General features: G+C 69.6%; 23 protein-coding genes. 13 read left to right on the top strand and 10 right to left on the bottom strand.

The window, feature by feature from the left end; genetic code table 11:
- Positions 1-187: 187 nt before the first annotated feature.
- A complete protein-coding gene (locus AC1HFH_RS14635; protein ID WP_480243325.1) occupies positions 188-475 on the top strand; it encodes a hypothetical protein in 288 nt (95 codons plus the stop codon).
- A gap of 95 nt (positions 476-570) precedes the next feature.
- Positions 571-1,290, top strand: coding sequence for a hypothetical protein (locus AC1HFH_RS14640; protein ID WP_480243326.1), 720 nt, complete (start codon positions 571-573; stop codon positions 1,288-1,290).
- 19 nt (positions 1,291-1,309) lie between these two features.
- Here AC1HFH_RS14640 and ppk2 read toward each other — a convergent pair whose 3' ends face one another.
- Both ppk2 and AC1HFH_RS14650 read right to left on the bottom strand, forming a co-directional pair.
- Positions 1,310-2,200 (bottom strand): polyphosphate kinase 2, encoded by an 891-nt coding sequence (gene ppk2, locus AC1HFH_RS14645; RefSeq protein WP_480243327.1) that lies wholly within the window; start codon positions 2,198-2,200, stop codon positions 1,310-1,312.
- A gap of 60 nt (positions 2,201-2,260) precedes the next feature.
- Positions 2,261-3,598 (bottom strand): wax ester/triacylglycerol synthase family O-acyltransferase, encoded by a 1,338-nt coding sequence (locus tag AC1HFH_RS14650; RefSeq protein WP_480243328.1) that lies wholly within the window; start codon positions 3,596-3,598, stop codon positions 2,261-2,263.
- Positions 3,599-3,781: 183 nt separating this feature from the next.
- Here AC1HFH_RS14650 and AC1HFH_RS14655 point away from each other — a divergent pair, with 183 nt between their 5' ends.
- A complete protein-coding gene (locus AC1HFH_RS14655; RefSeq protein ID WP_480243329.1) occupies positions 3,782-4,318 on the top strand; it encodes a hypothetical protein in 537 nt (178 codons plus the stop codon).
- Positions 4,315-5,691 (top strand): wax ester/triacylglycerol synthase domain-containing protein, encoded by a 1,377-nt coding sequence (locus AC1HFH_RS14660; protein ID WP_480243330.1) that lies wholly within the window; start codon positions 4,315-4,317, stop codon positions 5,689-5,691. The genes AC1HFH_RS14655 and AC1HFH_RS14660 overlap by 4 nt, the downstream gene beginning before the upstream one ends.
- A 64-nt stretch (positions 5,692-5,755) precedes the next feature.
- On the opposite strand, the gene AC1HFH_RS14665 is transcribed toward AC1HFH_RS14660, so the two are convergent.
- From AC1HFH_RS14665 to AC1HFH_RS14675, 3 genes are all read right to left on the bottom strand, one after another.
- Entirely contained in the window at positions 5,756-6,409 is a 654-nt protein-coding gene (locus AC1HFH_RS14665) for an MspA family porin (protein WP_480243331.1), read from the bottom strand.
- Between the two features lie 97 nt (positions 6,410-6,506).
- Positions 6,507-7,211, bottom strand: a complete 705-nt coding sequence (locus tag AC1HFH_RS14670) for an MspA family porin (RefSeq protein ID WP_480243332.1) — start codon at positions 7,209-7,211, stop codon at positions 6,507-6,509.
- A 130-nt stretch (positions 7,212-7,341) separates the two neighbouring features.
- The gene (locus tag AC1HFH_RS14675; RefSeq protein ID WP_480243333.1) at positions 7,342-8,679 is read right to left on the bottom strand and encodes an MFS transporter; all 1,338 of its coding nucleotides are present in this window, start codon (positions 8,677-8,679) and stop codon (positions 7,342-7,344) included.
- 490 nt (positions 8,680-9,169) lie between these two features.
- Between AC1HFH_RS14675 and AC1HFH_RS14680 the strand changes: the two genes are divergently transcribed.
- The 3 genes from AC1HFH_RS14680 to AC1HFH_RS14690 all read left to right on the top strand — a co-directional run bounded on the left by AC1HFH_RS14680 (position 9,170) and on the right by AC1HFH_RS14690 (position 12,597).
- Positions 9,170-9,838, top strand: coding sequence for a cysteine hydrolase family protein (locus AC1HFH_RS14680; protein ID WP_480243334.1), 669 nt, complete (start codon positions 9,170-9,172; stop codon positions 9,836-9,838).
- 229 nt (positions 9,839-10,067) lie between these two features.
- Positions 10,068-11,363, top strand: a complete 1,296-nt coding sequence (locus AC1HFH_RS14685) for a cytochrome P450 family protein (RefSeq protein ID WP_480247853.1) — start codon at positions 10,068-10,070, stop codon at positions 11,361-11,363.
- 10 nt (positions 11,364-11,373) lie between these two features.
- Entirely contained in the window at positions 11,374-12,597 is a 1,224-nt protein-coding gene (locus AC1HFH_RS14690) for a cytochrome P450 family protein (RefSeq protein ID WP_480243335.1), read from the top strand.
- A 55-nt stretch (positions 12,598-12,652) separates the two neighbouring features.
- Here the strand turns inward: AC1HFH_RS14690 and AC1HFH_RS14695 are convergent, their stop codons facing one another.
- The 5 genes from AC1HFH_RS14695 to AC1HFH_RS14715 all read right to left on the bottom strand — a co-directional run bounded on the left by AC1HFH_RS14695 (position 12,653) and on the right by AC1HFH_RS14715 (position 16,787).
- Complete coding sequence (locus AC1HFH_RS14695; protein ID WP_480243336.1) at positions 12,653-13,579, bottom strand: DUF4153 domain-containing protein; 927 nt, start codon at positions 13,577-13,579, stop codon at positions 12,653-12,655.
- A gap of 72 nt (positions 13,580-13,651) precedes the next feature.
- On the bottom strand, positions 13,652-14,326 hold the full coding sequence (locus tag AC1HFH_RS14700) for a hypothetical protein (protein WP_480243337.1): 675 nt from the start codon (positions 14,324-14,326) through the stop codon (positions 13,652-13,654).
- Positions 14,327-14,397: 71 nt separating this feature from the next.
- The gene (locus tag AC1HFH_RS14705; protein WP_480243338.1) at positions 14,398-15,417 is read right to left on the bottom strand and encodes a HAMP domain-containing sensor histidine kinase; all 1,020 of its coding nucleotides are present in this window, start codon (positions 15,415-15,417) and stop codon (positions 14,398-14,400) included.
- A complete protein-coding gene (locus AC1HFH_RS14710) occupies positions 15,414-16,106 on the bottom strand; it encodes a response regulator transcription factor (RefSeq protein WP_480243339.1) in 693 nt (230 codons plus the stop codon). Before AC1HFH_RS14710 ends, AC1HFH_RS14705 begins: the two co-directional genes overlap by 4 nt.
- A gap of 9 nt (positions 16,107-16,115) precedes the next feature.
- Positions 16,116-16,787 carry a TetR/AcrR family transcriptional regulator gene (locus tag AC1HFH_RS14715; protein ID WP_480243340.1) on the bottom strand — a complete coding sequence of 224 codons (672 nt, stop codon included), beginning with the start codon at positions 16,785-16,787 and terminating at the stop codon, positions 16,116-16,118.
- A gap of 133 nt (positions 16,788-16,920) precedes the next feature.
- Here AC1HFH_RS14715 and AC1HFH_RS14720 point away from each other — a divergent pair, with 133 nt between their 5' ends.
- Genes AC1HFH_RS14720 through AC1HFH_RS14745 form a run of 6 tightly spaced genes read left to right on the top strand, consistent with a single transcriptional unit; the run spans position 16,921 to position 23,212 of the window.
- Entirely contained in the window at positions 16,921-18,072 is a 1,152-nt protein-coding gene (locus AC1HFH_RS14720; RefSeq protein ID WP_480243341.1) for an acyl-CoA dehydrogenase family protein, read from the top strand.
- Positions 18,073-18,084: 12 nt separating this feature from the next.
- Complete coding sequence (fabG, locus tag AC1HFH_RS14725) at positions 18,085-18,837, top strand: 3-oxoacyl-ACP reductase FabG (protein WP_480243342.1); 753 nt, start codon at positions 18,085-18,087, stop codon at positions 18,835-18,837.
- Between the two features lie 43 nt (positions 18,838-18,880).
- Positions 18,881-20,038: an acyl-CoA dehydrogenase family protein gene (locus tag AC1HFH_RS14730; RefSeq protein WP_480243343.1), complete on the top strand. Its 1,158-nt coding sequence runs from the start codon at positions 18,881-18,883 to the stop codon at positions 20,036-20,038.
- A gap of 3 nt (positions 20,039-20,041) precedes the next feature.
- Positions 20,042-21,235, top strand: a complete 1,194-nt coding sequence (pcaF, locus tag AC1HFH_RS14735) for a 3-oxoadipyl-CoA thiolase (RefSeq protein ID WP_480243344.1) — start codon at positions 20,042-20,044, stop codon at positions 21,233-21,235.
- 25 nt (positions 21,236-21,260) lie between these two features.
- Positions 21,261-22,763 (top strand): long-chain-fatty-acid--CoA ligase, encoded by a 1,503-nt coding sequence (locus AC1HFH_RS14740; RefSeq protein WP_480243345.1) that lies wholly within the window; start codon positions 21,261-21,263, stop codon positions 22,761-22,763.
- A complete protein-coding gene (locus AC1HFH_RS14745; RefSeq protein ID WP_480243346.1) occupies positions 22,760-23,212 on the top strand; it encodes a MaoC family dehydratase in 453 nt (150 codons plus the stop codon). Before AC1HFH_RS14740 ends, AC1HFH_RS14745 begins: the two co-directional genes overlap by 4 nt.
- Positions 23,213-23,230 lie beyond the last annotated feature (18 nt).

The raw sequence follows: 23,230 nt of genomic DNA on the forward strand, positions 1-23,230 counted from the left end.
GTGATTTCGGTTGGGCATCGTGTGGGCCGTTCTTCGGCTCTCCGACGTAATATCCAGTTCCGTACGGAAGTGCTGGTCGGGTGTTCAGCCGAAAGGGGTGCACATGTTCCGCGCTGAATGTTTGCCGGATCCGGCGCCGGGCCGGGAGGACGCCTTTCGGCCGACCACAGCCGCACCGTTGGATCCGGTGGTGCTGACGACGGGCGGGCTGCTCCTTTCCGCGGTGGCTGCGGCGATGATCGGACCGCTGCTGGCCGCCGTTTGGATGTTGCGCGCCGGTGCCGCAATCGGTGCCGGCGCGCTGGTGTCGCTGCTGTCGGTGATCGTCGGTGTCGCACTCGCGAGCACCGCTGCGGTTCGATTGTTCGTCCTCGCCCGCCGCCGATCCCGGCCCCGCACGCGGGTGGTACTTCGCGCCCGGCGTCGCCGGAACCCGGAGCGCGGTTTCGGTCTCGCCGAAGGGAGCATGCCATGACCGCGGTGCAAGGAATTCCCGAATTGTCCGCGAGCGTCGACTGCTGGCTCGTTCGAGCCGAGGGGTCGGTCGAGAACCCGGCACGCTGCCGGCGGATGACCGATGTTCTGCTCGACCGCGCCCGGCGGCGTTGGGCGGGGCGACCGGACGCCACCGACTTTCCGCCGGTGCGGCGGTGGTCGGCGATCGCGCCCGGCTACCTGGGCGGCCTCGAACGGTTGCCGGGCGATCTCGTCCGTTCGGTCGCCGCTGGGTATCGGCCGAACGCTGCCGATCTGCATCGGGGTGTCCGGGATGTGGTGGTGCTGCTCACGGGATGCCCGGTATCGGTGCAACCGTCGGACGCGCTGCGGCGCGGCTTCGTCATGACGATCTACGGCTGGGGCGACGACGATATGTCCCTGGCAGAAGGACTGCTGGGCTGTCTGACAGCGGTCGGGGCGCTGTCGGTGACCGAGTACCGGTCGCGGTGGCTGCCGCTGCCATTGGATACCGACGGTCACCGGCATGCGCTCTCGGCCGGTGAGCCCGGTCGGCAGTCCCGGCCGCGGTTCGGTCACGACTCGACGGTCCGAACGCACGTCCCACGCTCCCGGCGGCGACCCGTTATATCGTCTGGTCCGCTTCTCGATGACGGGTGCGAAGGCGAGGTGGGTGCCGTGGACCAGGACGTGCGGACCGAACAGCGGGGTGACGGGACGTGGCGTGCGTGGTATGCCGATTCCGATTGGGCGGCCGAGGGATTCTCCCGGCAGGAGGCGGTGGCTGCCGCCCGGGATCGGCGGGAACGAGCCACCGTGCGGCCGGCGGTGTGACTGCGGGGCCGGGCGGCGGTCAGTCGTCGACGGCGTCGCGGCCACGCAACACGATGGCCGGGTCGGGTCTGCCGACGGCGTCGGGATCCTTTCCTTCGTACTCGACCGTGGACAGGAAGTACCGCATCGCGTTGAGGCGGGCGCGCTTCTTGTCGTTGCTCTTGATGGTGATCCACGGAGCGTGATCGGTGTCGGTGCGCCGGAACATCTCCTCTTTGGCGGCGGTGTAGGGCTCCCACTTGTCCAGCGATTCCAGGTCCATCGGAGACAGTTTCCACTGCCGGACCGGGTCGACCTGCCGGATGATGAACCTGGTGCGCTGCTCGGAACGGGTGACCGAGAACCAGAATTTCGTCAGCCGGATACCGGAGTCGACCAGCATCTGCTCGAGTAGCGGCACTTCGCGCATGAACTGCAGATATTGGTCGTCGGTGGCGAAGCCCATGACCCGTTCCACGCCGGCGCGGTTGTACCAGCTGCGGTCGAACAGCACCATCTCCCCGGCGGCGGGCAGGTGTGCGACGTAGCGTTGGAAGTACCACTGGGTGGCCTCGCGGTCGTTGGGCTTGGTGAGCGCGACGATTCGAGCATGCCGTGGGTTGAGGTGTTCGGTGAACCGCTTGATGGTGCCGCCCTTCCCGGCGGCGTCGCGGCCTTCGAAGATCAGCAGATGTCGTTCACCGGTCCGCTGCTGCCAATTCTGGAACTTGAGCAGCTCGACCTGGAGGCGGTACTTGTCGACGTCGTAGCTCTCACGCGGCAGGCGTTCCGGGTACGGGTAGTTCTCCCGCCAGGTGTCGACTGCGCGTCCGGCGGGGTCGATGAGGATCGGGTCGTCGTCGTGATCGGCGCCGATGGTGTGCCCCTCGGCCTGCAATCGGTCGATGTAGGCGCGGACGTTGTCGAGCATGGCTGCACCTTAGGAGGGGCAGCCGAACGTGAGCTGTCCCGGCGGCGTCTGGGTGTTGAACTACTGGCCGGGGCGCTCGGTGGCGGCCCGGCGGGTGAGGTCGGTGAGGGTGCGGCGGATGCCCTGGGCGAGGACGTCGATGTCGGCGGCGGTGTCGTAGTCCGCGGTGATGCCGAAGGCCAGCCGGTCGTGATAGCTGAGGATGGCGACACCGGTCCGCAGGCGCATGGCGATCGGGACGGCGGGCAGCAGTTCGAGGACCGGTCGTCCGAACACGGTGAGTTCGTGGCGTGGCCCGCGGATATCGGTGGCGAGTGCGGTGACACCGCGCTGCGGTATCCGGCCGACGGCGCGCAGGGTCCAGGCGACGCCGGCGAACGGTAGCCGCCGTGCGATCGCGAGTACGGTGTGCTCGGCGGCCGGGGCACCGCCGGTCTTGTGGCGGGTCATGCGATCGTGCACCCGGTGCAGCAGTTCGACCGGGTCGGTACAGGCCACGGGTAGCTGCGGCAGCACCGCCGATACTCGGTTGTCGAGGACGTATTTCGCGTGTTCGGCACGCATGGATACCGGTACCAGGATGCGTAGTCCGGCGGCGGGCAGGGTTTCGCCGCGCTGCTCGAGCAGGTCGTGGTACCCGCCGGCGATCGCGGCGAGCACGACGTCGTTGACCGTGACACCGTAGGTCGAGCAGATGCCGGTGACCTGCGGCAGCGGCACCCGGACCGCGGTGTAGCGGCGTTGTCGCCCGATGGGGCCGTTCAGTGACGATGCCGGGCCCGGTCGGATCACGGCGGCGGCCACCGGCGCCAGGTTGCGGATCGTGCCGAAGACCGCCGCGGGCGCCGACATCGGCAGCTTCACCAGGTCGGCCGGGCCGAGACGGTGGTGCGGTTTCCGGGCCTCGGGTGCGGGCGGGCCCACATCCGAGGCGGTGTCGCAGAGCAGTTCGAACATGGCGACGCCCGAGACGCCGTCGAGGAGGCTGTGGTGGGCTTTCACGATCAACGCCCACCGGTTGTCGTCGAGCCCCTCGACCACCGTGCATTGCCACAGCGGGTGATCACGGTCCAATCGGCCCTCCAGTTCGGCGGCGACGAGATCCCACAAGGTCCGTTCGTCACCGGGGGTGGGCAGGCCCGTCCAGCGGATGTGGTGGGCGATGTCGAAGGCCGGATCGTCCTCCCAGACCGGCGCGGACATGTCCAGTGGCGCCCGGTGGATGCGTTGCCGCAAGCGGGGGAACCCGGCGAGCCGGGCGCCGAGGGACTCGGTGAACACCGGGCGTTCGGGAGGCGCGCCGGCGACGATCGCGACCACGCCGATCCCGAGGCTGATGCGCCGGTCGGCGTCCTCCAGCTCGATGAATCCGGAATCGAGCGGTCGAAGTTCGGACACGAGTCGAGGATGCCCCGCCGGGTCGCTGTGGTGCTGCGGCCGAATGTCATTCGTTCCGGTGCCGGCCGGACTCCGCCGGGTGCCGTGTCGAAGGTCCGTCGTACCGGGTCGTTTCGGCACTGTGGGCCGGCGGACCGGCCGATTAGCGTCGACGGGGTCCGGAACCGGTGGCAGGAGGACGAGATGCGGGCCCTGATCGTCTACGAATCGATGTTCGGCAACACCGCCGCCGTGGCGGCTGCCGTCGCGGCGGGACTCGGCCGGCACTGCGCGGTGGAAACGGTCGACGTGTTCGAGGCCGGCGCGCCGGGTGCAGTGGATCTGCTGGTTGTCGGCGGCCCCACCCATGCGTTCGGGATGAGCCGGACCCGCACTCGGCTGGATGCGGCGAATCGGACGGACCGGCCGATCGTGGTCGAGTCCGGTCTGCGGGAATGGCTCGCTACGGTTCCGCTCCCGGCTGCGGGGGCCCGGGCCGCCGTGTTCGCCACCAAGGCGGCGCACCCGAGATGGCTACCGGGATCGGCGGCCCGCTCGGCGGGCAGGCGCCTGCGGCGGCTCGGCTACGAACTGGCTGTCCCGCCGGCGGACTTCCTGGTCGACGGCATGACCGGCCCGCTGGCCACCGGCGAGGAGCAGCGAGCCGAACTATGGGCGCAGCGGCTCGCGCGGCAGGAGATCGCCCGGCTGTCCCGCTTTCCGCGATCGGGCGATCGATGACCACCCGGGTACCCGGCCAGTCCCAGACCGATCTGCTCACCTGGCGGTTGCAACGGAAGCCGGAGCTGCGGCCGACGATCGTGTCGGTTCTGCTGCTGGACACCGATCCCGATCCGGAGCGGCTGATGCGCGCCGTCGACGGCTGTACCCGGGACGTGCCCGAGTTGCGGCACCTGCTGGTTCCCTCCCGATGGAATCTGACACCACCACATTGGGAACCCGATCCGGCGTTCGAGCTGGCCTGGCATCTGCGGCGGGTGCTGCTGACCCGGGCCGCCGACCTCGACACGGTATTGACCTTCGCCGGACGCGAGGCGATGGCACCGTTCTCCTCGGATCGGCCGTTGTGGCGGGCAACGCTGCTGGCCGGGCCCGGTGGCACCGAATGCGCGCTGGTGCTGCGGGTGCATCACAGCCTCACGGACGGCGTGAGCGGGATCCGGATCCTGTCCCGGCTGTGCGATGTCGACCGGGCCGGGCGGGCCCACGTCGAATCGGCCGCCCCGGCGCCGCGGTCCGGTGCCGCGCCGGAAGCCGGTGATCACGACGGTGTCGGTGCCGAATTGCGGCGTCGGGTCGCCGGTATCCTCACTCGCACCGCGACCGTGCTCGCACATCCGGGTTCCTCGGCGTGGCAGGGAGCGAAGCTGACGGTGTCGCTGGGCCGGATGGTGCGGCCGGTGACGCCGACACTGTCGCCCGTGCTGGTCGGCCGGGGTGCCGAGCGGCGCCTGGCGGCGTTCGACGTACCCCTCGACGAGTTGCGAAACGTTGCGCACGCTGCGGGCGGAACGGTGAACGACGCGTTCCTGACTGCTGTCCTGCTGGGGCTGCGCAACTATCACGACCGCCGCGCCGCACCGGTGGACCGGTTGCGCGTGACCATGCCGATCAGTCTGCGCCGGGCCGGGGACCGGCTCGGCGGCAACCGGATCAGTCTGCTGCGGTTCGACGTTCCGGTCGGCGGGGACGACCCGGCTGGACTGCTGCGGCGGGTCGGTGCGGCGGCAGGTCGGGCTCGCCGGGAACCGGCGGTTCCGTACTCCGATGCGGTGGCTGCGGTCTTGAACCGAGTGCCGGTCACCGTACTCGCCGAAATGCTCGAACATGTCGACTTCGTCGCGTCCGATGTACCGGGGTCGCCGGTGCCGCTGTATCTGGCCGGCGCCCGAATCGATCGGATGTACGACTTCAGTCCGACCCTGGGGACCGCATTCAACGTGACCCTGACCTCGCATGCCGGGGTCTGTTGCCTCGGGGTCAACGCCGATGTGGCGGCTGTTCCGGAAGTTGCGGAGCTCGGCTCATGCTTGTCGGCCGGGTTCGACATGCTGTTGCGGGGCGGCGAGCGAACAGTCGATGTCCGTGGCTGAATCGGCGGTGGGGCGGCGGAGCCGGCCTACGACGGTGTGGGCCGGCTCCGTTCGGGTGGGACAGTCAGCCGAGGCTGAAGGGCTGTCCCCACAGGGTGACGATCTCCTTGCTGGTGCGGGTCTCCACATCGACTCGGATGAAGGATCGCGCCTGTGCGTAGCCGGCGCAGCCGCTCAACGCGATGGTGGAGTTCTTCCATGTCACGCTGCCCGAGCTGCCCCGGAACCCGGTGTAGGGCAGGTGGGTTTCGGAGCCGAAGCGGTCCGGGGTCTCGATGTCGAGGAGATAGAAACTGCGGGCCTGCCCGGGGCCGAGGCTGAGCGTGCCGCCCATGCCTGCGCCGGCGGATGGGCGCTTGCCCTCCCAGTCGGAACTCGCGGTGCCGGTGCCGCTCACCCCGCCGCCACCGATGTTGACCTGGCAACCGACCACATATCCGGGCCGGATCTTGCCGCCGACCGCCCGGCCGTCGACCTCGACCCGGGCGCTGCCGGATACCCAGGCGTTGCGATGCAACGGGGTCGCGCCGAGCGACGGGCTGATCGTGGCGGATTCGCCCGTCATGCTGATGGTGACGGTGCTGCCGTCGGGCAGCGTTTCGGTGACACTGCCACCGGGCAACGGGATCACGGTGTCGGCGCCGGCGGGTGCGGCGGCGACCGCGCCCGCGGTCAGCGCCGCAGCGGCGCAGGCGCCGGCGACCGTACGGGAAATCATTCGACGATCGATCATCTCTGAAGGCTTTCTGTTCGAGTCGGAGTCGGCCCGCCGCCGGGGTGCGGGGGTGGCGGTGCGGACCGGGCAGGGGAATCGGTCAGCCGATGCTGAACGGCTGACCGTAGAGCGTGGTCTTGGAGTAGTGGTCACCGATGATCTCCACTACGGCATACGAGCGCGCCTGTGCGAACCCGCCACATCCCTGGATCTCCATCTCGACATCCCGGTACCCGATCGTGTAGACGTCCGGCCCCAGGATGTCCTTGAAACCGATCTGTACGAACTTCACCTGCCCTGGTCCCAGCTTGATCCCGCCGGACCCGGCGACTCCGAACCCGGTGCTGCTGAGGTTGCCCGACAATCCCGCCGAGATGGCCGTATCGCTGATGCTGACCTGGCAGCCGACGATGTAGCCGGTATTGACCTGCGAGGCGCCGTGGGTGGACGAGTTGTTCGTCCCGGGACGATTCTCCGGGGTGCTGTACGGTCCGGGCCCGTCCACTGTCGGGGCGTCGGACACGTCTGCGGTGACGGTGCCGGACACCCAGACCACGCGGCCCACACCGTTCGCGGCCATCGACGGTGACACCACCGCCGTTTCCCCCGAGCGGGAAAGTGTGACTCCCGCCGCGGTTTCCACCCCGTCCGGAAGCGGTACGACCACGTCCGCGCCCGCAGTGGCCGTGGCGATCAAACCCGCCGCGGCGGATATCACGACCGCCGCGCTGCGTGCTCCGGCACCCCACCGCCGGTTGCCCCCACCACGGCCGAACGACAGCTTCGTCGTTGACTTGTTCCTCATCAGGTCGAAACCCTTCTCATCCTCATCCGATCCGCTGCCCGCTGTTCGGGTAGCGGGTGCCCGGGCGCATCTGCCCCGGGCTCCGGGCGGCACACCAGCCGCCCGGGAGTTCGAAGTACCGGCAGGCGGCTCAGACGGCGGCCGGTACGGATTCCTCGCGGGTGCCGTCCATGCGGATCGCGGCGAGCGAGGCCAGCGCGAGGACACACAGCACGGCGATGTAGCCGGCGACGGCGGCGGAGGTGTGCGTCTTCTCCACGAGCAGGACCATGATGACCGGTGCGAGACCACCCAGAATCGAGGCCAGCTGGTACCCGAGCGAGGCGCCGGAGAACCGGACCTCGGCGCTGAACATCTCCGCGAACAACGCGGCCTGCGGGCCGTACATCATCGACAGGCAGGTCGCGCCGACCAGCTGGGCGATGAGCACGCTCGTGAAGGTGGCCTGATCCACCAGCATCCACATCGGGAACACCCACAACAGCAGGGCGACTCCGCCGGTGGCGAACACGCGTTTGCGGCCGACACGGTCCGACAGGGCGGCGAAGCCGGGCACGGTGATCAGCTGCAGGGCGCTACCGATCAGGACTGCCGCGAGCACGGTTTTGCGTTCCATACCGAGTTCACGGGTGGTGTAGTCGAGCGTGCCGGTGACCATCAGATAGAAGGTGGAGTTGACGACCAGGAAGGCGCCGGCGGCGAGCAGGACCTGCCGCGGATGGTCGCGCAGGACCCGCGTGACCGGGGAGCGCTGCGCCTGCGGTGCGGCTTCGAGTTTGGCCTGGATGGCGCGGAATGCGGGGGTTTCCTCGAGGGAATGGTGGATGTAGATCGCCAGTACCACGAGCGCAATGCTGAACAGGAACGGGATCCGCCAGCCCCAGCTCGCGAGTTCGGCCGGGGCCATGACCTCGGCGAGGATCAAGAACACCGAGTTGCCGGCGATCAGGCCGATCGGCACACCGAGCTGGACGAGGCTGCCGTAGAAGCCGCGACGTCCGGGTGGTGCGTACTCGATGGCCAGCAGTAGCGACCCACCCCACTGGCCGCCCACGGACAGCCCCTGGGCCAGACGCAGTGTGACCAGCAGGATCGGGGCCGCGACGCCGATGGCAGCGTAGGTCGGCAGCAGGCCCACGACGGTGGTTGCCACACCCATCAGCAGTAGTGCGGTGACCAGGACGGGTTTGCGGCCGAAGCGGTCGCCGAAGTGTCCGGCGAGGATGCCGCCGAGCGGTCGGGCCAGGAAACCGATCGCGGCGGTGGAGAAGGCGGCCAGGACGCCGGCGGCGGGGCTGAAGTCGGGGAAGAATGCCTTGCCGAAGAACAGTGCGGCGGCGGTCGAGTAGATGAAGAAGTCGTACCACTCGATGGAGGCCGCGATCAGCGCGGCGGTCCCGGCCTTGCGCACCTGTGCGCGATCGATCTCCGGGGTGGTGGGGGTGGGGGGCTTTGCGGTCGGTGTCATGACCATTCCTCCAGAACAACTGATGTGATGCCGAACACTGTTAGGTTCGAGCGGGCACGACAGTAACCAAACACCGTTCGGTTTGACAAGCGCTCCGCGAAATCCGTCTGGCGCCGGCGGCGGGCGATTCATGTTTGCCCAGGTAGACCGGTATGGATCTGAGAAGGCGCGGGAGGCTGTGGCGATTCACAGCGGATCCGTGCCGAGCGTGCGCGTTGCCCCGGTCTCGGCGGACGCACTCGACGGAAGGGGCCGAGCGGGCCTCGAAACGACCTGGCACGGCGGCATCGGCTGCCGCCATTGTCCCGGGCGAAGACGGGCGCAGGCCGACCACAAGGCCGGCCGTCCCGGACGGTCCCGCTACAAAACCGGTCCTGCCGGAATCGCTGGGCGCCGGGTGTGCGGAAAGCCTTCGCGCACACCGGTCTGCGCCCATACTGGGTGGCGTCGCCGTGGGGGACCGAGGGAACAAGGTTTCGGGGAGGTACTGGTGGGGTCGCTGGCTGTGCTGGTGATGGACATGCAGAACTCGTATCTCGTCCAGGACGTCCGAGACGCGTACGGCTGGCCGCCGCTGTGGCGGCTGCCGGACGTGGTCGCCGAATGTGCCGCGCTGCTCGGGCAGGCGCGGGAACAGCGGGTCACGGTCGTCTACTCCCGGCAGACCGCGCCCGCGGCGCTGACGCCGCGGGCAGCGCGGCACCGCGCGCGCCGGGCGGACCGGGTTCCGGTGCTGTCGGCGGCCGAGCGGGCCTGGCGGGCACAGATCATGGACGCCGTCGCGCCTCGGCCCGGCGACCTGGTGCTGGACAAGACGCGACACAGCTTCTTCGCCTACACCGAATTGGAGCCCGTGCTACGCAGCCGCGGCGTCGACCGGGTCATGGTGTGCGGCCTACAGACCAACGTCTGTGTGGAGGCCACCGTCCGCGCCGCGCTGGAACGCAACTTCGAGGTCGCGGTTGCCGAGGATGCGGTCACCACCGACGGTCCCGATCTGCATGCCGGCTCGCTGAACTCGATGCGCGTCATGTATGTCGAAGTCGCGCCGTGGCGGGAACTCCTGGCGCCGGGCGCCACCTGGCAGCGCGCGTTCACCACCCCGAATTACGGCCGCGATCCAGACTATTGGGCCGATCCGTTCTACTCGCACCGGTAAAATCCGGCCGCGAGGTGCTCACGCTGCAGTGATACAGCGTGCCGGGCTGCAATCGGATGTCATGTCAGATGCCATGCCGGACAACAAATCTTGCATCGGGGCTGTGCGACTGGTTGAGTGCAGTGTTGCCTCGGCCGCGGCGGAGCGGATGTGCCGCGCGGGGCGGGTCCACGAGCAGTATCGGGCCCAGTTGTCGTGCATAGCCGATAGTCTGGAGTTTCGAGTGACCATCGTGAACGCGCCGGTGCGACCGGTCGGGCAGCTCTTCGGGAACGAGAGCGGAGAGCACGGCTGTCCGGTCCGGTTCCCGGACCCGCGGGTACCGCTGTACACCGAGGAGTTCGCGGCCGATCCGCACCGCGCCTACGACGATATGCGCCGCCGCCACGGCACGCTGGTTCCGGTCGAGCTGGCGCCGGACGTCCCGGCCACCCTGGTGATCGGGTACCGCACGGCGCTGCGGATCCTCAACGACCCGGAGCACTTTCCCGCCGACCCGCGCTCCTGGCAGCAACAGGTGCCGGCGGACAGCCCGATCCTGCCGATGATGGAATGGCGGCCCAACGCGCTGCGCAGTGCCGGCGCCGAGCACACCCGCTACCGGGCGGCCAACACCTCGGCCATCGCCGGCGTCGATCTGCACGCACTGCACGATGTGGTCGAGCAGACGGCGGTACCGCTGATCAACGAGATCTGCGGTACCGGGACGGCCGATCTGCTCGGACAGTACGTCTATCCCCTGGTGTTCGGAACGCTCAACACCATCCTGGGCTGCGACCCCGATATCGGGGCCCGGGTCGCCGCGGGCATGGCCGCCATCTTCGACACCGTCCGCGCCGAAGAGGGCAACGAGATGCTGGTCGCGGCACTGGCCGAACACGTCGCCCGCAAGCATGCGACACCGGGCGACGACATCACCTCCCGGCTGCTGGCCCATGCCAATGCGCTCACTGACGAGGAGATGCTGCACCAGCTGGTCACCCTGTACGGCGCGGGGATCGAGCCGATGGTGCACCTGGTGGCGAACACCATCCTGCTGATGCTCACCGACGGCCGGTTCGCGGCCCCGCTACTCGACGGCAGCCTGTCCACCCGCGACGCGCTGGACGAGGTGCTGTTCACCGACCCGCCGCTGGCGAACTACTGCGTGAGCTACCCGCGCACCCCGATGCTCGTCGACGACGTGTGGCTGCCCGCCCATCAGCCGGTGCTGATCAGCATGGCCGCCTGCAACAACGATCCGGCGATCCGCGGCGGCGACCTCACCGGCAACCGGTCGCATCTGGCCTGGAGCGCCGGACCGCACGCCTGCCCGGCCCGGCAACTCGGCTACCAGATCGCCCAGGACGCCTGCGATCTGCTGCTGGAGGCGCTGCCGGATATCGAGCTCGCCCAGCCGGCCGAGGAACTGTCCCGACGGTCGGGGCCGTTCCATCGTGCCCTGGTGGCGTTGCCGGTGGTGTTCCCACCGGCGCCGCCGCTGCCCTCCGGTGCGCCCGGCGGGCCGAAGATGTTCGTCAGTTAGGAGTTTCGAAATGGACACCATGCACAGCCCGCTGGTACTCGACCCCACCGGAGCCGATATCCAGGGCGAGTCGGACCGGCTCCGGGAACGGGGACCGGTCACCCCGGTCGAGCTGCCCGGCGGGGTACAGGCGTGGTCGGTCACCGACCCGGGAATCCTGAAGTCGTTGCTGACCGACCCGCGGGTGTCCAAGGACCCGCGGCAGCACTGGCCGGCCTTCGTCAACGGCGAGATCACCGCCGAATGGCCGCTGATCACCTGGGTGGCCGTGCAGAACATGTTCACCGCGTACGGCTCCGACCATCGGCGGTTGCGCAAACTGGTGGCCCCGGCCTTCACGCACCGCCGCACCCAGGCCATGCAGCCCCGGATCGAGGCGATCACCACCGAGCTGATCGACAAGCTCGCGGCAACCCCGGCCGGCGAGCCCGTCGATGTGCGGGAAGCGTTCTGCTATCCGCTGCCGATCCGGGTGATCAGTGAACTCATGGGCGTACCGGAATCGTTGAACGCCGGCCTGCGGACCTGCGTCGACGGCATCTTCGACACCACCCTGACACCCGAGCAGGCGAACGCGAACATCGTCGAGATGTATCGGATCCTGGGGGAACTCGTCGAGTACCGGCGGGCGAACCCGGGCGACGACATGACCAGCCTGTTGATCGGACAACACGACGAGGAGGTCGGCTCCCTCGGCGACCAGGAACTGGTCGACACCCTGCTGCTGGTCATCAGTGCCGGGCACGAAACCACCGTCAACCTGCTCGACCAGGCCATCTTCACGCTGCTCACCCGGCCCGAGCACCGGGCCGCCGTCACCTCCGGCGACGTCACCTGGGCCGATATCGTCGAGGAGTCGCTGCGCTACGAAGCACCCGTCGCCCATCTGCCGTTGCGATACGCGGTGGAGGACATCGAGGTGGGTGGGACGCGGATCGCGGCCGGTGAGGCGATTCTTGCTTCCTACGCGGCAGCCAACCGGCACCCGGACTGGCACGGCGCGACAGCGGGCGAATTCGATCCTTCCCGCATCACCAAGGAGCACCTCGCGTTCGGACACGGCGCGCATCTATGCCTCGGCGCACCGTTGGCCCGGCTGGAGGCCGCGGTGGCGTTGCCCGCGCTGTTCGAACGATTCCCGGACATGCGGCTCGCGGCCGAACCGGCCGAGCTGGGTTCGGTGCCGAGCTTCATCTCCAACGGGCACCGATCGCTGCCGGTACACCTGGCCTGATCGCGGCGGTGTGCCCGCCCCGGCCGGAACCGGGGCGGGCACACCGGGGACCGGATCACCGGGCGGCGCTGCGGGACAGGTTCCAGGACCACCAGCCCTCGGGTTCGAGGTCGGCACGGACCGAGTGCTCGATGACGGTCCGTTCGGGGAAGGGGAGCCGCTGCAGCGCGGGCAGGACATCCGGCGACAGGGTGCCCAGATAGTCGATGTCGAGCCGTTCCCCACGCTCCCAGCGATCGATATTGCGATGCGCCACCAGCTGTTCCGGGTCGGCGGCGGCGATCACCAGCAAGGTGGCTGCCGCGCTACCGAGGGCGGCCCGGGACAGCCACGTCCCGTCCAGCCGGGCGACCGCGACCAGCACCAGCAGATACACCAGCCCCACCCACAGTTCGCAGGTCGCGACCAGCAGCCGCAGCACCGTGAATCCGTAGGCCTGCTGGTAGGTCCACATGCGCGCGAGCGCCGACCCGACGATGACGAGCATCAGCACACCCACCGCGGCGAGCAGCGACCGGAGCACCCGGCGGTCGGCCGCGGTCTCCCGGTCCGCCCAGTGCAGGACGGCCAGCAGGACCGCCAGGGACAGCACGCTCACCGCGGACAGCTGCCAGAAACCGCTGCGGGCGTACTCGGCATAGGTGAGCCCTGCGGTGCGCTGCACATAGTCGTCGCCGCCGAACATGGCGACGAACTGGGCGCCGACGAACACCGCGAACAACACCGTCAGGCTCGCCACCGGCAGCGCCCACACTGCACGCGACCAGGTGCGGGCCGGACGAGTATCCACCGCCGCCGACGGGGGACCGGCCAGCAGATACAGTGCACCGAGCACACCGGTTCCGGCGAGCAGGAACAGGGCGAGCCACCGTGCCACGGAACCGATATCGAGGGTCGGAGTCAGCGTGTCCAGCAGGCCCGCGAAGGTTGCGTCGGCGCCGCCGAGCAGCGGGACGAACACGATCAGCAGACCCGCCGTCACCGCGATCGAGACGCCGTAACGCTGCCACTGTGCCCGCGCTGCGGGACGTGGCGGCCGGGTGTCACCGAACGCCTACGGCAGCGCCTCGATCGCCGCCAGCGGTACTGCCGCCACATCGTGGGCGACGCCGCGGATCGACCGCCGGCCCAGCACCGCCAGGGACCCGGCCACCGCGGCGGTCAGCAGGCACAACACGAACAGCCACCCGGCCGCGCGGATCGTTCCCACTGCGAGGAGGGCGATGGTGGCCGCGGTCCACAGGGCGCGGGAACGGTTGCGGTGCAGGACCGCCAGGACACCGCCCGGCTGATCGGTTCCGGTCGCCGCCGACCGGCGGGACCGGATATCGAAAGCGGTCAACCCGATCAGCGTCACCACACCGGCGATCACCCAGCCGATTCCGGGGCGTTGTACCGGGAGAATCGTTGCGGTGACCGCCGCGATCACCACTGCCGTGAGCAGGACGCCGGGTGGCCGCGCGACCCGGCGCCACCGCGGCGGGACGGGCGGGCGGTATCCCGGTGCAGCGGTACCGGAACGGTGTGACGCCGCAGCTTGCGTCTTCACCAGGGAAACGGGTTTCCGCGCCGGTTCCTCGGCCGGAGCCGGTTCCGGTTCGGCCCGGCCGGTTTCCGGCTCCGGGCGATCATCCGGTTCCGGAACGTCGGCCACCGTCCCGGCCGCAGCGTCACCGGTACCGGGTTCGGCCGGGCCCTGTAGTGCGGGTACTGTCGATTCGTCTGGCATATCGTTCCCCTCGTTCGGGCGTGCGGAATCGTCCCGGAACCGGTGTGGTCCGGGAGGTGGGTGCGCGGGAGTCAGGCGGCGGGCAGAACTACCCGGATCCGGGAGCCCGGGTCGGCGACGGCGATGCTGCCGCCGTGCAGTTCGACGATCCAGCGGGCGATGGCGAGACCGAGGCCGGTGCCGCCCCCGTCGGTGCGGCCGCCGCGGGTGAAGCGGTCGAATACAGTGGACCGTTCGGCCTCCGGGATTCCGGGGCCGTCGTCGCGGATCTCCAGGACGGTGGCGTCCGGGCGGGCCTCGGCGTGGATCTGTACCTCGCCGCCGGCGGGACCGTGCCGGGCCGCATTGTCGACCAGGTTGAACAGCACTTGATGCAAACGTGCACGATCTGCATACACGCACACATCGCCGGGGTGCAGGGCCGTGGTGAACCGGACGCCACGCCCGTGGGCGGCGGTCGCGACCTCGGCTTCGGCGATCACCTCGGCCAGCAGTGGGGCGACGGGCAGGTGTTCCCGGTCGAGCGTGCGGGCGCCGGCCTCGATGCTGGACAGATCGAGCAGTTCGGAGACGAGCAGGCCGAGCCGTTCGGTCTGCGCCAGCGCGGTGCGCATCGTGCCGGGATCGGGGGTGCTGACCCCGTCGACCAGGTTCTCCAGGGTGGCGCGCAGCGCGGTGATCGGGGTACGCAACTCGTGCGAGACATTGGCGATGAGATCGCGGCGCTGCCGATCGGCGGCGGCCAGGTCCGCGGACATCTGATTGAAGGCGCGGGCCAGTTCACCCACTTCGTCGCGGGAGCTGGCCCGGATCCGGCGGCTGTAGTCGCCGTGGGCCATCCGCCGCGCCGCTGCGGTCATGTCGCGCAGCGGCCGGGTGATCCCGTGCGCGAGGAACTGTGACGTGATCAAGGCGATCACCAGGGCAGTGAGCGAGGTGCGGGGCGGCAGCCAGCCGATATTCCACCAGAAGTAGCCGAAGGCGGCGCCTCCCGAGCACAGCATCAGCACGGCCAGCTTCAGTTTGATCGAACCCACCCGGTCCAGCGGGCGGGGCAGTGCGGCGGTGATGCGGTCGGCGAATGCGGTCATACGGCGTCCAGGGCGTAGCCGACACCGTGCACGGTGCGGATGAGGTCGGCGCCGAGTTTGCGGCGCAGGGCCTTGACGTGGCTGTCGACCGCGCGGGTTCCGGCCGCGTCGGCCCAGTCCCAGACTTCTTCCAGGAGCCGTTCGCGGGCCAGGACGGCGCGGGGTCGGCGGGCGAGCCGGACCAGCAGATCGTATTCGAGCGGGGTCAGCCGCGCCTCCCGGTCGGCCCGCCAGACGCGGCGCTGGTCCAGGTCGATGCGCAGGGTGCCGACGACGATGGCGGCGTCGGCATGTTCGCCCGCCCGATCGACGCGCCGCAGCAGGGCGTGCACCCGGGCGGCGAGAACCCGCAGGGAGAACGGTTTCGTGAGGTAGTCGTCGGCGCCGACACCCAGGCCGACGAGCTGATCGGTTTCGTCGGTGCGGGCGGTCAGCATCAGCACCGGGATCTGCCGGTCGGCCTGGATTCGCCGGCACACCTCCAGCCCGTCGAAGCCGGGCAGCATCACATCGAGGACCACCAGATCGACGCCCGGTTCGAGGGCCGCGCGGACTGCACCGGGACCGTCGTGGGCGATATCGACGGAGAAGCCTTCGGCCCGGAGCCGGGTGGCGACCGACTCGGCGATCGCCACCTCGTCGTCCACGACCAGAATCCGCCGCCCGTTACCGGCGCCACTGCTGTTCATGCCCCGACACTAACGACCGGGTGTGGAGGGTTCCGGGTCCGAATGTGGAGATTTCGTGTGGATCTGGTCGAAGCGTTGCCGCAGGCCGTCGAGGAACGCGGTGAGGGCGAGTTCGAAACTGTCGGTGTCGATCTCATCGGCCTTGGCGCGCAGCAGATGCGCTTGTTCGAGGTGCGGATAGCGGTTGCGGTACACCTGGACGTCGTCGACGAAGCCGCGGGCGAACGATCCGACGGTGGAACCCATGACGAGATGGCGGGTCGCGGCGCCGATCAGCGTCGCGTCGCGGGCCGGCCAGCCCGAACCGACCAGGACGCCGTGCACGGCATCGGCGACCCGCAGGTTCTCGTCCCGGTAGCCGGGGCCGGAGGCCAGGTAGGGCACGAAGTTCGGGTGCGCGGCGAGGGCGGCGCGGTAGGAGCGCGCCCAGCCGGCGAGGGCGTCGGCCCAGTCGCCGTCGGCGAGGGACGGCGGCGCGACCTGCGCCATGATGTCGCCGGCGATGTCGTCGAGGACCTCGTCCTTGGTGGGGTAGTGGCCGTAGAGCGAGGCGGCCTGCACGCCGAGTTCGGCGGCGAGTTTGCGCATCGACAGCTCGGCCAGGCCGTCGCGATCGATCAGGGTCGTCGCGGCCGCGCGGATGCGGTCCCGGCTCAACAGCGGCACCCGTGGCCGGGCCATGTGCGTCTCCTTCTCCCGACTCCTCGGACAGGAGTCCGAATCTATCACCGCAGGAACCGCACCCTTGCTTACCAAACAGCGTTAGGTTAACGTGGGCCACGCAACTAACAGTGTTAGGCAAGAGGGAGTCCGCATGGATCTCGAGCTCGACGACGAGCACCGCGAACTACAGCAGCTGGCCCGTGCCTGGGTGGACAAGGAAGTCGTCCCGCACGTGACCGCCTGGGACCGGGCCGAATCGGTCGACCGGGCACTGGTCGGCAAGCTCGGCGCCGTCGGATTCCTGGGCATCGGCATCGACGAGGCCTACGGTGGTTCCGGCGGTGACGCACTGTCCTACTGCCTGCTGCTGGAAGAGCTCGGCCGCGGCGACAGTTCGGTCCGCGGCATCGTCTCGGTCTCCCTGGGCCTGGTGGCGAAATCCATCGCCGCACACGGCACCGGGGAACAGAAGCAGCGGTTCCTGCCCCCGCTGTGCGCCGGAGAACACCTCGGCTGCTTCGCGCTCACCGAACCCGGCACCGGATCCGACGCCGCCGCATTGACCACCCGCGCCGTCCGCGACGGCGACGACTGGCTGCTCACCGGCAGCAAGATCTTCATCACCAACGGCACCTGGGCCGATATCGCCCTGATCTTCGCCCGTACCGGCGGGCCCGGCCCCAAAGGGATCACCGCCTTCCTGGTGCCGACCGATACGCCCGGCTTCACCCGCACCGAGATCAAGGGCAAGCTCGGGCTGCGCGGCCAGGCCACCGCGGAACTGGCCCTCGACGGCGTCCGGGTGCCCGATGCGCTCCGGCTGGGCGCCGAAGGCTCCGGATTCGGTATCGCTATGACCGCGCTCGACAAGGGCCGGATGGGTGTGGCGGCGGGCTGTGTCGGCCTGGCCCGCGCCTGCCTGGAAGCCGCCGTGCAGTACGCCGGGGAACGCGAGCAGTTCGGCAAGCCGATCGCCGCCTACCAGCTGGTCCAGGAACTGCTCGCCGATATCGCCGTCGACGTCGACGCCGCCCGGTTGCTCGCCTGGCGCACCGCCGATCTCGTCGACCGCGGACTGCCCTTCGGCACCCAGGCCTCGATGGCGAAACTGTTCGCGAGCGAGGCCGCGGTCCGGGCCGCCAACAACGCCATCCAGGTGTTCGGCGGCTACGGCTACATCGACGAATACCCCGTCTCGAAGTATCTGCGCGACGCCCGGGTGCTCACCCTCTACGAGGGCACCAGCCAGATCCAGAAACTGCTCATCGGCCGCGCCCTCACCGGCGTGAATGCCTTCGGATAAAGGAGAATCGAGATGACCTCGAAGGTCGCCCTGGTCACCGGCGCCGGCCGCGGTATCGGTGCCGCCACCGCCACCCGGCTGGCCCGCGACGGATTCGCCGTGGCGGTCGCCGACCTCGACGAGACCGCCGGTAAGACCACCGTGGCCGAAATCGCGGCCGCGGGCGGCACCGCGCTCGCCGTCGCCTGCGACGTCGCCGACGAAACATCCGTCGACACCGCGTTCGACCGGGTCGCCGCCGAACTCGGCTCGCTCGACGTCCTGGTCAACAATGCCGGCGTGCTGCGGGACAACCTGCTGTTCAAGATGTCGGCCGAGGATTGGGACACCGTCCTGTCGGTGCATCTGCGCGGTGCGTTCCTGTGCAGCCGCGCCGCCCAGCGGCACATGGTGGCGCAGCGGTCCGGCAAGATCGTGAACACCTCCAGCGTGTCCGCCCTCGGCAACCGCGGCCAGGCCAACTACTCGGCCGCCAAGATGGGCATCCAGGGCCTGACCCGCACCCTCGCCATGGAACTCGGCCCGTACGGCATCAACGTCAACGCCGTCGCCCCCGGCTTCATCGCGACCGAGATGACCGACGCCACCGCGGCCCGGATCGGGATCAGCGCAGCCGAACTGCAGGCGAAGACCGCCGAGATCACCCCGCTGCGCCGGGTCGGCGCGCCCGAGGACATCGCGAACGTCGTCGCCTTCCTCGCCTCCGACAACGCCGCCTTCGTCACCGGCCAGACCATCTACGTCGACGGCGGCCGCCGGCTCTGACCACCGCCACCGACCGCCACCCGCCACGAGAAAGCCCTCAGCAATGCAGCGAACCGTGTACAACACCGACCACGAAACGTTCCGGAAGACGGTGCGTTCGTTCATCGAATCCGAAGTCGTCCCGGTGTACGACCAGTGGTACGAAGCCGGCATCGTGCCGCGCGACTTCTACTACAAGCTCGCCGAACTCGGCATCTTCGGCATCGAGGTGCCCGAGGAGTACGGCGGCGCCGGTATCGAGTCGTTCAAGTTCCAGGCCGTGCTGATGGAGGAGGCGCACCGGGCGGGCGTGTCGTTCGGTGGCTCCGGCGTCCACGTCGGCCTGTGCCTGCCGTACCTGAAGAACCTGGCCACCGACGAACAGAAGCAACGGTGGCTGCCCGGTTTCGTCACCGGCGAGATCATGTTCGCCATCGCCATGACCGAACCCGGTACCGGTTCCGACCTGGCCGGGATGCGCACCACGGCCACCCTGTCCGACGACGGCACCCACTACCTCCTGAACGGGTCGAAGACGTTCATCACCGGCGGTGTGCACGCCGACCGGGTGATCGTCTGTGCCCGCACCGCCGCACCCACCGAACAGGACCGCCGCCACGGCATCTCGCTGCTCGTCGTCGACACCACCTCGCCCGGCTACACCGTCGGCCGCAAACTCGACAAGCTGGGCCTCAAGGTCTCCGACACCGCCGAACTGCATTTCGACAATGTGCAGGTCCCGGTGGCCGATCTGCTCGGTGACGCGGACCGCGGATTCTCCTACCTCGGCCGCAACCTGCCGCAGGAACGCCTGTCCATCGCCGTCGGCGCCTACACCCAGGCCCGGGCGGCGATCCGTTTCGCCACCGAATACACCCGGGAACGGAACGTCTTCGGCAAACCGGTCGCGGCGTTCCAGAACACCAAATTCGAACTGGCGGCCTGCCGCGCCGAGGTCGACGCCGCCGAAGCGGTCGTAGACCGGGCCCTGGAAGCACACGACCTCGGCGAGCTGACCGCCGCGGACGCTGCCTCGGCCAAACTGTTCTGCACCGAAGTGGCCGCCCGGGTGATCGACCGCTGCCTGCAACTGCACGGCGGATACGGGTTCATCAACGAATACCCGATCGCCCGTCTCTACGCCGACAACCGGGTCAACCGCATCTACGGCGGCACCAGCGAAGTGATGAAGATGATCATCGCCAAGGACATGGGGCTGTAGACCGTGACCGCCTATCTCGTTGCGGGGGTGCGGACCCCGTTCGGCCGCTACGGTGGCGCGCTGGCCGCCGTCCGGCCCGACGACCTGGCCGCACACGTGCTGACCGCATTGATGCGCCGGCTACCGGAGGTGGACTGGGCCGCCGTCGACGATGTGCTGCTCGGCTGCGCCAACCAGGCCGGTGAGGACAATCGCAATATCGCCCGGATGGCGGGCCTGCTCGCCGGGCTACCGGTCGAGGTGCCCGGCGCCACCGTGAACCGGCTGTGCGGTTCCGGACTCGATGCCGTGGCCACCGCCGCGCGGGCGGTGCGCGCCGGCGACGCCGACCTGGTCGTCGCGGGTGGTGTGGAGAGTATGACCCGCGCGCCGCTGGTGCTGCCGAAAGCCGGTGCCGCCTGGTCACGGTCGGCCGAAGTGTTCGACACCACGCTGGGCTGGCGGTTCGTGAACCCGCGGCTGCGGGAACTGTACGGCACCGACGCCATGCCCGAAACCGCGCAGCACGTCGCCGCCGAATTCGGCATCGACCGGGCCGATCAGGACGGTTTCGCGTTGCGCTCACAGCAGCGCGCCGCCGCCGCGATCGCCCGCGGCCGGCTGGCGCAGGAGATCGCACCGGTGCCGGTGCCGCGCCGCAAGGCCGAACCCGTCGTCGTCGACACCGACGAACATCCGCGGCCCACGTCGCCGGACGCACTGGCCGCCCTGCCCAGCGTGGTCCCGGACGGCACCATCACCGCCGGCAACTCCTCCGGCATCAACGACGGCGCCGCCGCCGTACTCATCGCCTCGGAACAGGCGGTGGCCCGCTACGGGCTCACGCCGCTGGCGCGGGTACGCACGGCCGTCGCCACCGGGGTGCCGCCCCGCATCATGGGCATCGGTCCCGCCCCGGCCACCGAAAAACTGCTGGCCCGCACCGGGCTCGGCATCGGCGACATCGACGTGGTCGAACTGAACGAGGCCTTCGCCGCCCAATCCCTGGCCGTGCTGCGAGCTCTCGGCCTGCCCGACGACGCCGACCACGTCAACCCGAACGGCGGCGCGATCGCCCTGGGCCACCCGCTCGGCGCCAGCGGCGCCCGGCTGGCGCTGACCGCCGCGCTGGAACTCGCCCACCGGGACGCCCACCGGGCCGTCGTCACCATGTGCATCGGGGTGGGACAGGGCCTGTCCGTCCTGCTGGAACGCTGAAACAACCCGACCTGCCGAGGTTTCCATGAACGCCACCCTCTCCCTGGCCGCCGTGCTCGCCGAATCCGCCCGGCGCCGCCCCGACCATCCCGCCCTGATCGACGGCGAGCAGCGCATCACCTTCGCCGAGATGTGGCGGCAGGCCCGCGAACAGGCGGCCGCCCTGATCGACCTGGGCATCCGGCCGGGACAACGGGTCGCCCTGATGGCCCCCAACACCGCCGACTTTCCCCGCGCCTACTATGCCGTCCTCGCGGCCGGCGCCACCGTCGTGCCGGTACACCTGCTCCTCAACGCCGACGAGGTCGAGTACGTGCTGCGCGACAGCGGCGCCACGCTGCTGCTGTGCCACGAACAGGTCGCCGCCACCGGCGCGGCCGGGGCGGCGCAGGCCGGGATCCGCTGCCTCGACCCGAAGGCACTGACCGCGGCCGAACCACTGCAGCACTACGTCTCCCGCAGCCCCCTGGACACCGCGGTCGTGTTCTACACCAGCGGCACCACCGGCCGCCCCAAAGGCGCCGAACTCAGCCACCTGAACATGGTGATGTCCGCGACCGTCAACGCTGTCGACGCCAACGAGGTCCGCGCCGGCGACATCGCGCTCGGCGCGCTGCCGCTGTTCCACATCTTCGGCCAGACCGTGTCGATGAACTCGTGCTGGCGGGTCGGCGTCACCCTGGTGTTGCTGCCGAGATTCACCCCGGCCGAGGCGATCCGGCTGATGGTCGCGGAACGGGTGAACACCTTCCACGGAGTACCCACCATGTTCGCGGGCCTGCTTGCGGCGGCCGCGGGCGAAGCGGCGCTACCGGAGCTGCGGTTGTGCATCAGCGGTGGGGCGGCCCTGCCGCCCTCGGTGCTGGAGGGATTCGAGGAGACGTTCGGCGCCCGGGTCCTGGAAGGGTACGGCCTGTCCGAGACCTCACCCACCGCGGCGGTCAACCAGCCGCATTTCGGGCCGCAGGCCGGCACGGTCGGGCATGCGGTGTGGGGTGTGGACGTCGAGATCGCCGATCCGGACCGGCGGGACGGGATCGACCTGCTGGCCACCGGATCCGTCGGCGAGATCGTGGTGCGGGGCCACAACGTCTTCTCCGGCTACACCGGCCGCCCCGAAGCCACCACCGCGGCGGTGGTGGACGGCTGGTTCCGCACCGGTGACCTCGGCACCAAGGACGCCGACGGCTATGTTCGGATCGTGGACCGGATCAAGGAGATGATCATCCGCGGCGGGTTCAACGTCTATCCGACCGAGGTGGAGGCGGCGCTACTGCGGCATCCGAACATCGACCGGGTCGCGGTGATCGGGGTTCCGGACGAACACTACGGTGAGGAGATCCTGGCGGTCGTGGTCGCCGACGGGCCGCTCACCGCCGACGAGGTCGTCGACTTCGGCCGCGCGCAGGTGGCCCGGTACAAGTATCCGCGGCGGGTCGAGTTCGTCGACGAACTACCCCTCGGCCCCACCCACAAAGTGCTGAAACGGGAACTGAAACAACGATTCGCGAGGCGGGCCGACGCATGATCGACTTCACCGACTTCGATGCGCTGCGCGCAGCCGCCGGGACCGAACTCGGCGTCAGCGACTGGCTCACCGTCGACCAGGAACGCATCGACATGTTCGCCGACGCCACCGGCGACCACCAATGGATCCATGTCGACCCCGACCGGGCCGCGCACGGCCCGTACGGCGGCACCATCGCGCACGGCTACCTCACCCTGTCACTGGTGGTGCCGCTGACCGCCCAGGTGATGACCGTCGGCGCCGCCCGGATGGGGATCAACTACGGGCTGGACAAGGTCCGGTTCATCACGCCGGTACGGTCCGGTGCCCGGCTGCGGGCCCGGGTCCACCTGGATGCCGTCAGCGACGTTCCCGGCGGGGTGCAGGCCCATCGCACCGTGACGATCGAGATCGAGGGGGAGGACCGCCCGGCCTGCGTCGCGGCGAGCATCGCCCGGTATCTGGCCTGAACCATGCTGCCCGCCCGG

This window comes from Nocardia sp. KT25-26 (genome assembly GCF_056627695.1).

Coding starts and splice junctions, on each gene's coding strand:
- AC1HFH_RS14660 (WP_480243330.1), top strand. CDS start 4,315: ATGACCACCCGGGTACCCGGCCAGTCCCAGACCGATCTGCTCACCTGG.
- AC1HFH_RS14710 (WP_480243339.1), bottom strand. CDS start 16,106: ATGAACAGCAGTGGCGCCGGTAACGGGCGGCGGATTCTGGTCGTGGAC.
- AC1HFH_RS14690 (WP_480243335.1), top strand. CDS start 11,374: ATGGACACCATGCACAGCCCGCTGGTACTCGACCCCACCGGAGCCGAT.
- AC1HFH_RS14720 (WP_480243341.1), top strand. CDS start 16,921: ATGGATCTCGAGCTCGACGACGAGCACCGCGAACTACAGCAGCTGGCC.
- AC1HFH_RS14640 (WP_480243326.1), top strand. CDS start 571: ATGACCGATGTTCTGCTCGACCGCGCCCGGCGGCGTTGGGCGGGGCGA.
- AC1HFH_RS14655 (WP_480243329.1), top strand. CDS start 3,782: ATGCGGGCCCTGATCGTCTACGAATCGATGTTCGGCAACACCGCCGCC.
- AC1HFH_RS14705 (WP_480243338.1), bottom strand. CDS start 15,417: ATGACCGCATTCGCCGACCGCATCACCGCCGCACTGCCCCGCCCGCTG.
- AC1HFH_RS14745 (WP_480243346.1), top strand. CDS start 22,760: ATGATCGACTTCACCGACTTCGATGCGCTGCGCGCAGCCGCCGGGACC.
- AC1HFH_RS14730 (WP_480243343.1), top strand. CDS start 18,881: ATGCAGCGAACCGTGTACAACACCGACCACGAAACGTTCCGGAAGACG.
- ppk2 (WP_480243327.1), bottom strand. CDS start 2,200: ATGCTCGACAACGTCCGCGCCTACATCGACCGATTGCAGGCCGAGGGG.
- AC1HFH_RS14715 (WP_480243340.1), bottom strand. CDS start 16,787: ATGGCCCGGCCACGGGTGCCGCTGTTGAGCCGGGACCGCATCCGCGCG.
- AC1HFH_RS14670 (WP_480243332.1), bottom strand. CDS start 7,211: ATGAGGAACAAGTCAACGACGAAGCTGTCGTTCGGCCGTGGTGGGGGC.
- AC1HFH_RS14700 (WP_480243337.1), bottom strand. CDS start 14,326: ATGCCAGACGAATCGACAGTACCCGCACTACAGGGCCCGGCCGAACCC.
- AC1HFH_RS14740 (WP_480243345.1), top strand. CDS start 21,261: ATGAACGCCACCCTCTCCCTGGCCGCCGTGCTCGCCGAATCCGCCCGG.
- fabG (WP_480243342.1), top strand. CDS start 18,085: ATGACCTCGAAGGTCGCCCTGGTCACCGGCGCCGGCCGCGGTATCGGT.
- AC1HFH_RS14675 (WP_480243333.1), bottom strand. CDS start 8,679: ATGACACCGACCGCAAAGCCCCCCACCCCCACCACCCCGGAGATCGAT.
- AC1HFH_RS14665 (WP_480243331.1), bottom strand. CDS start 6,409: ATGATTTCCCGTACGGTCGCCGGCGCCTGCGCCGCTGCGGCGCTGACC.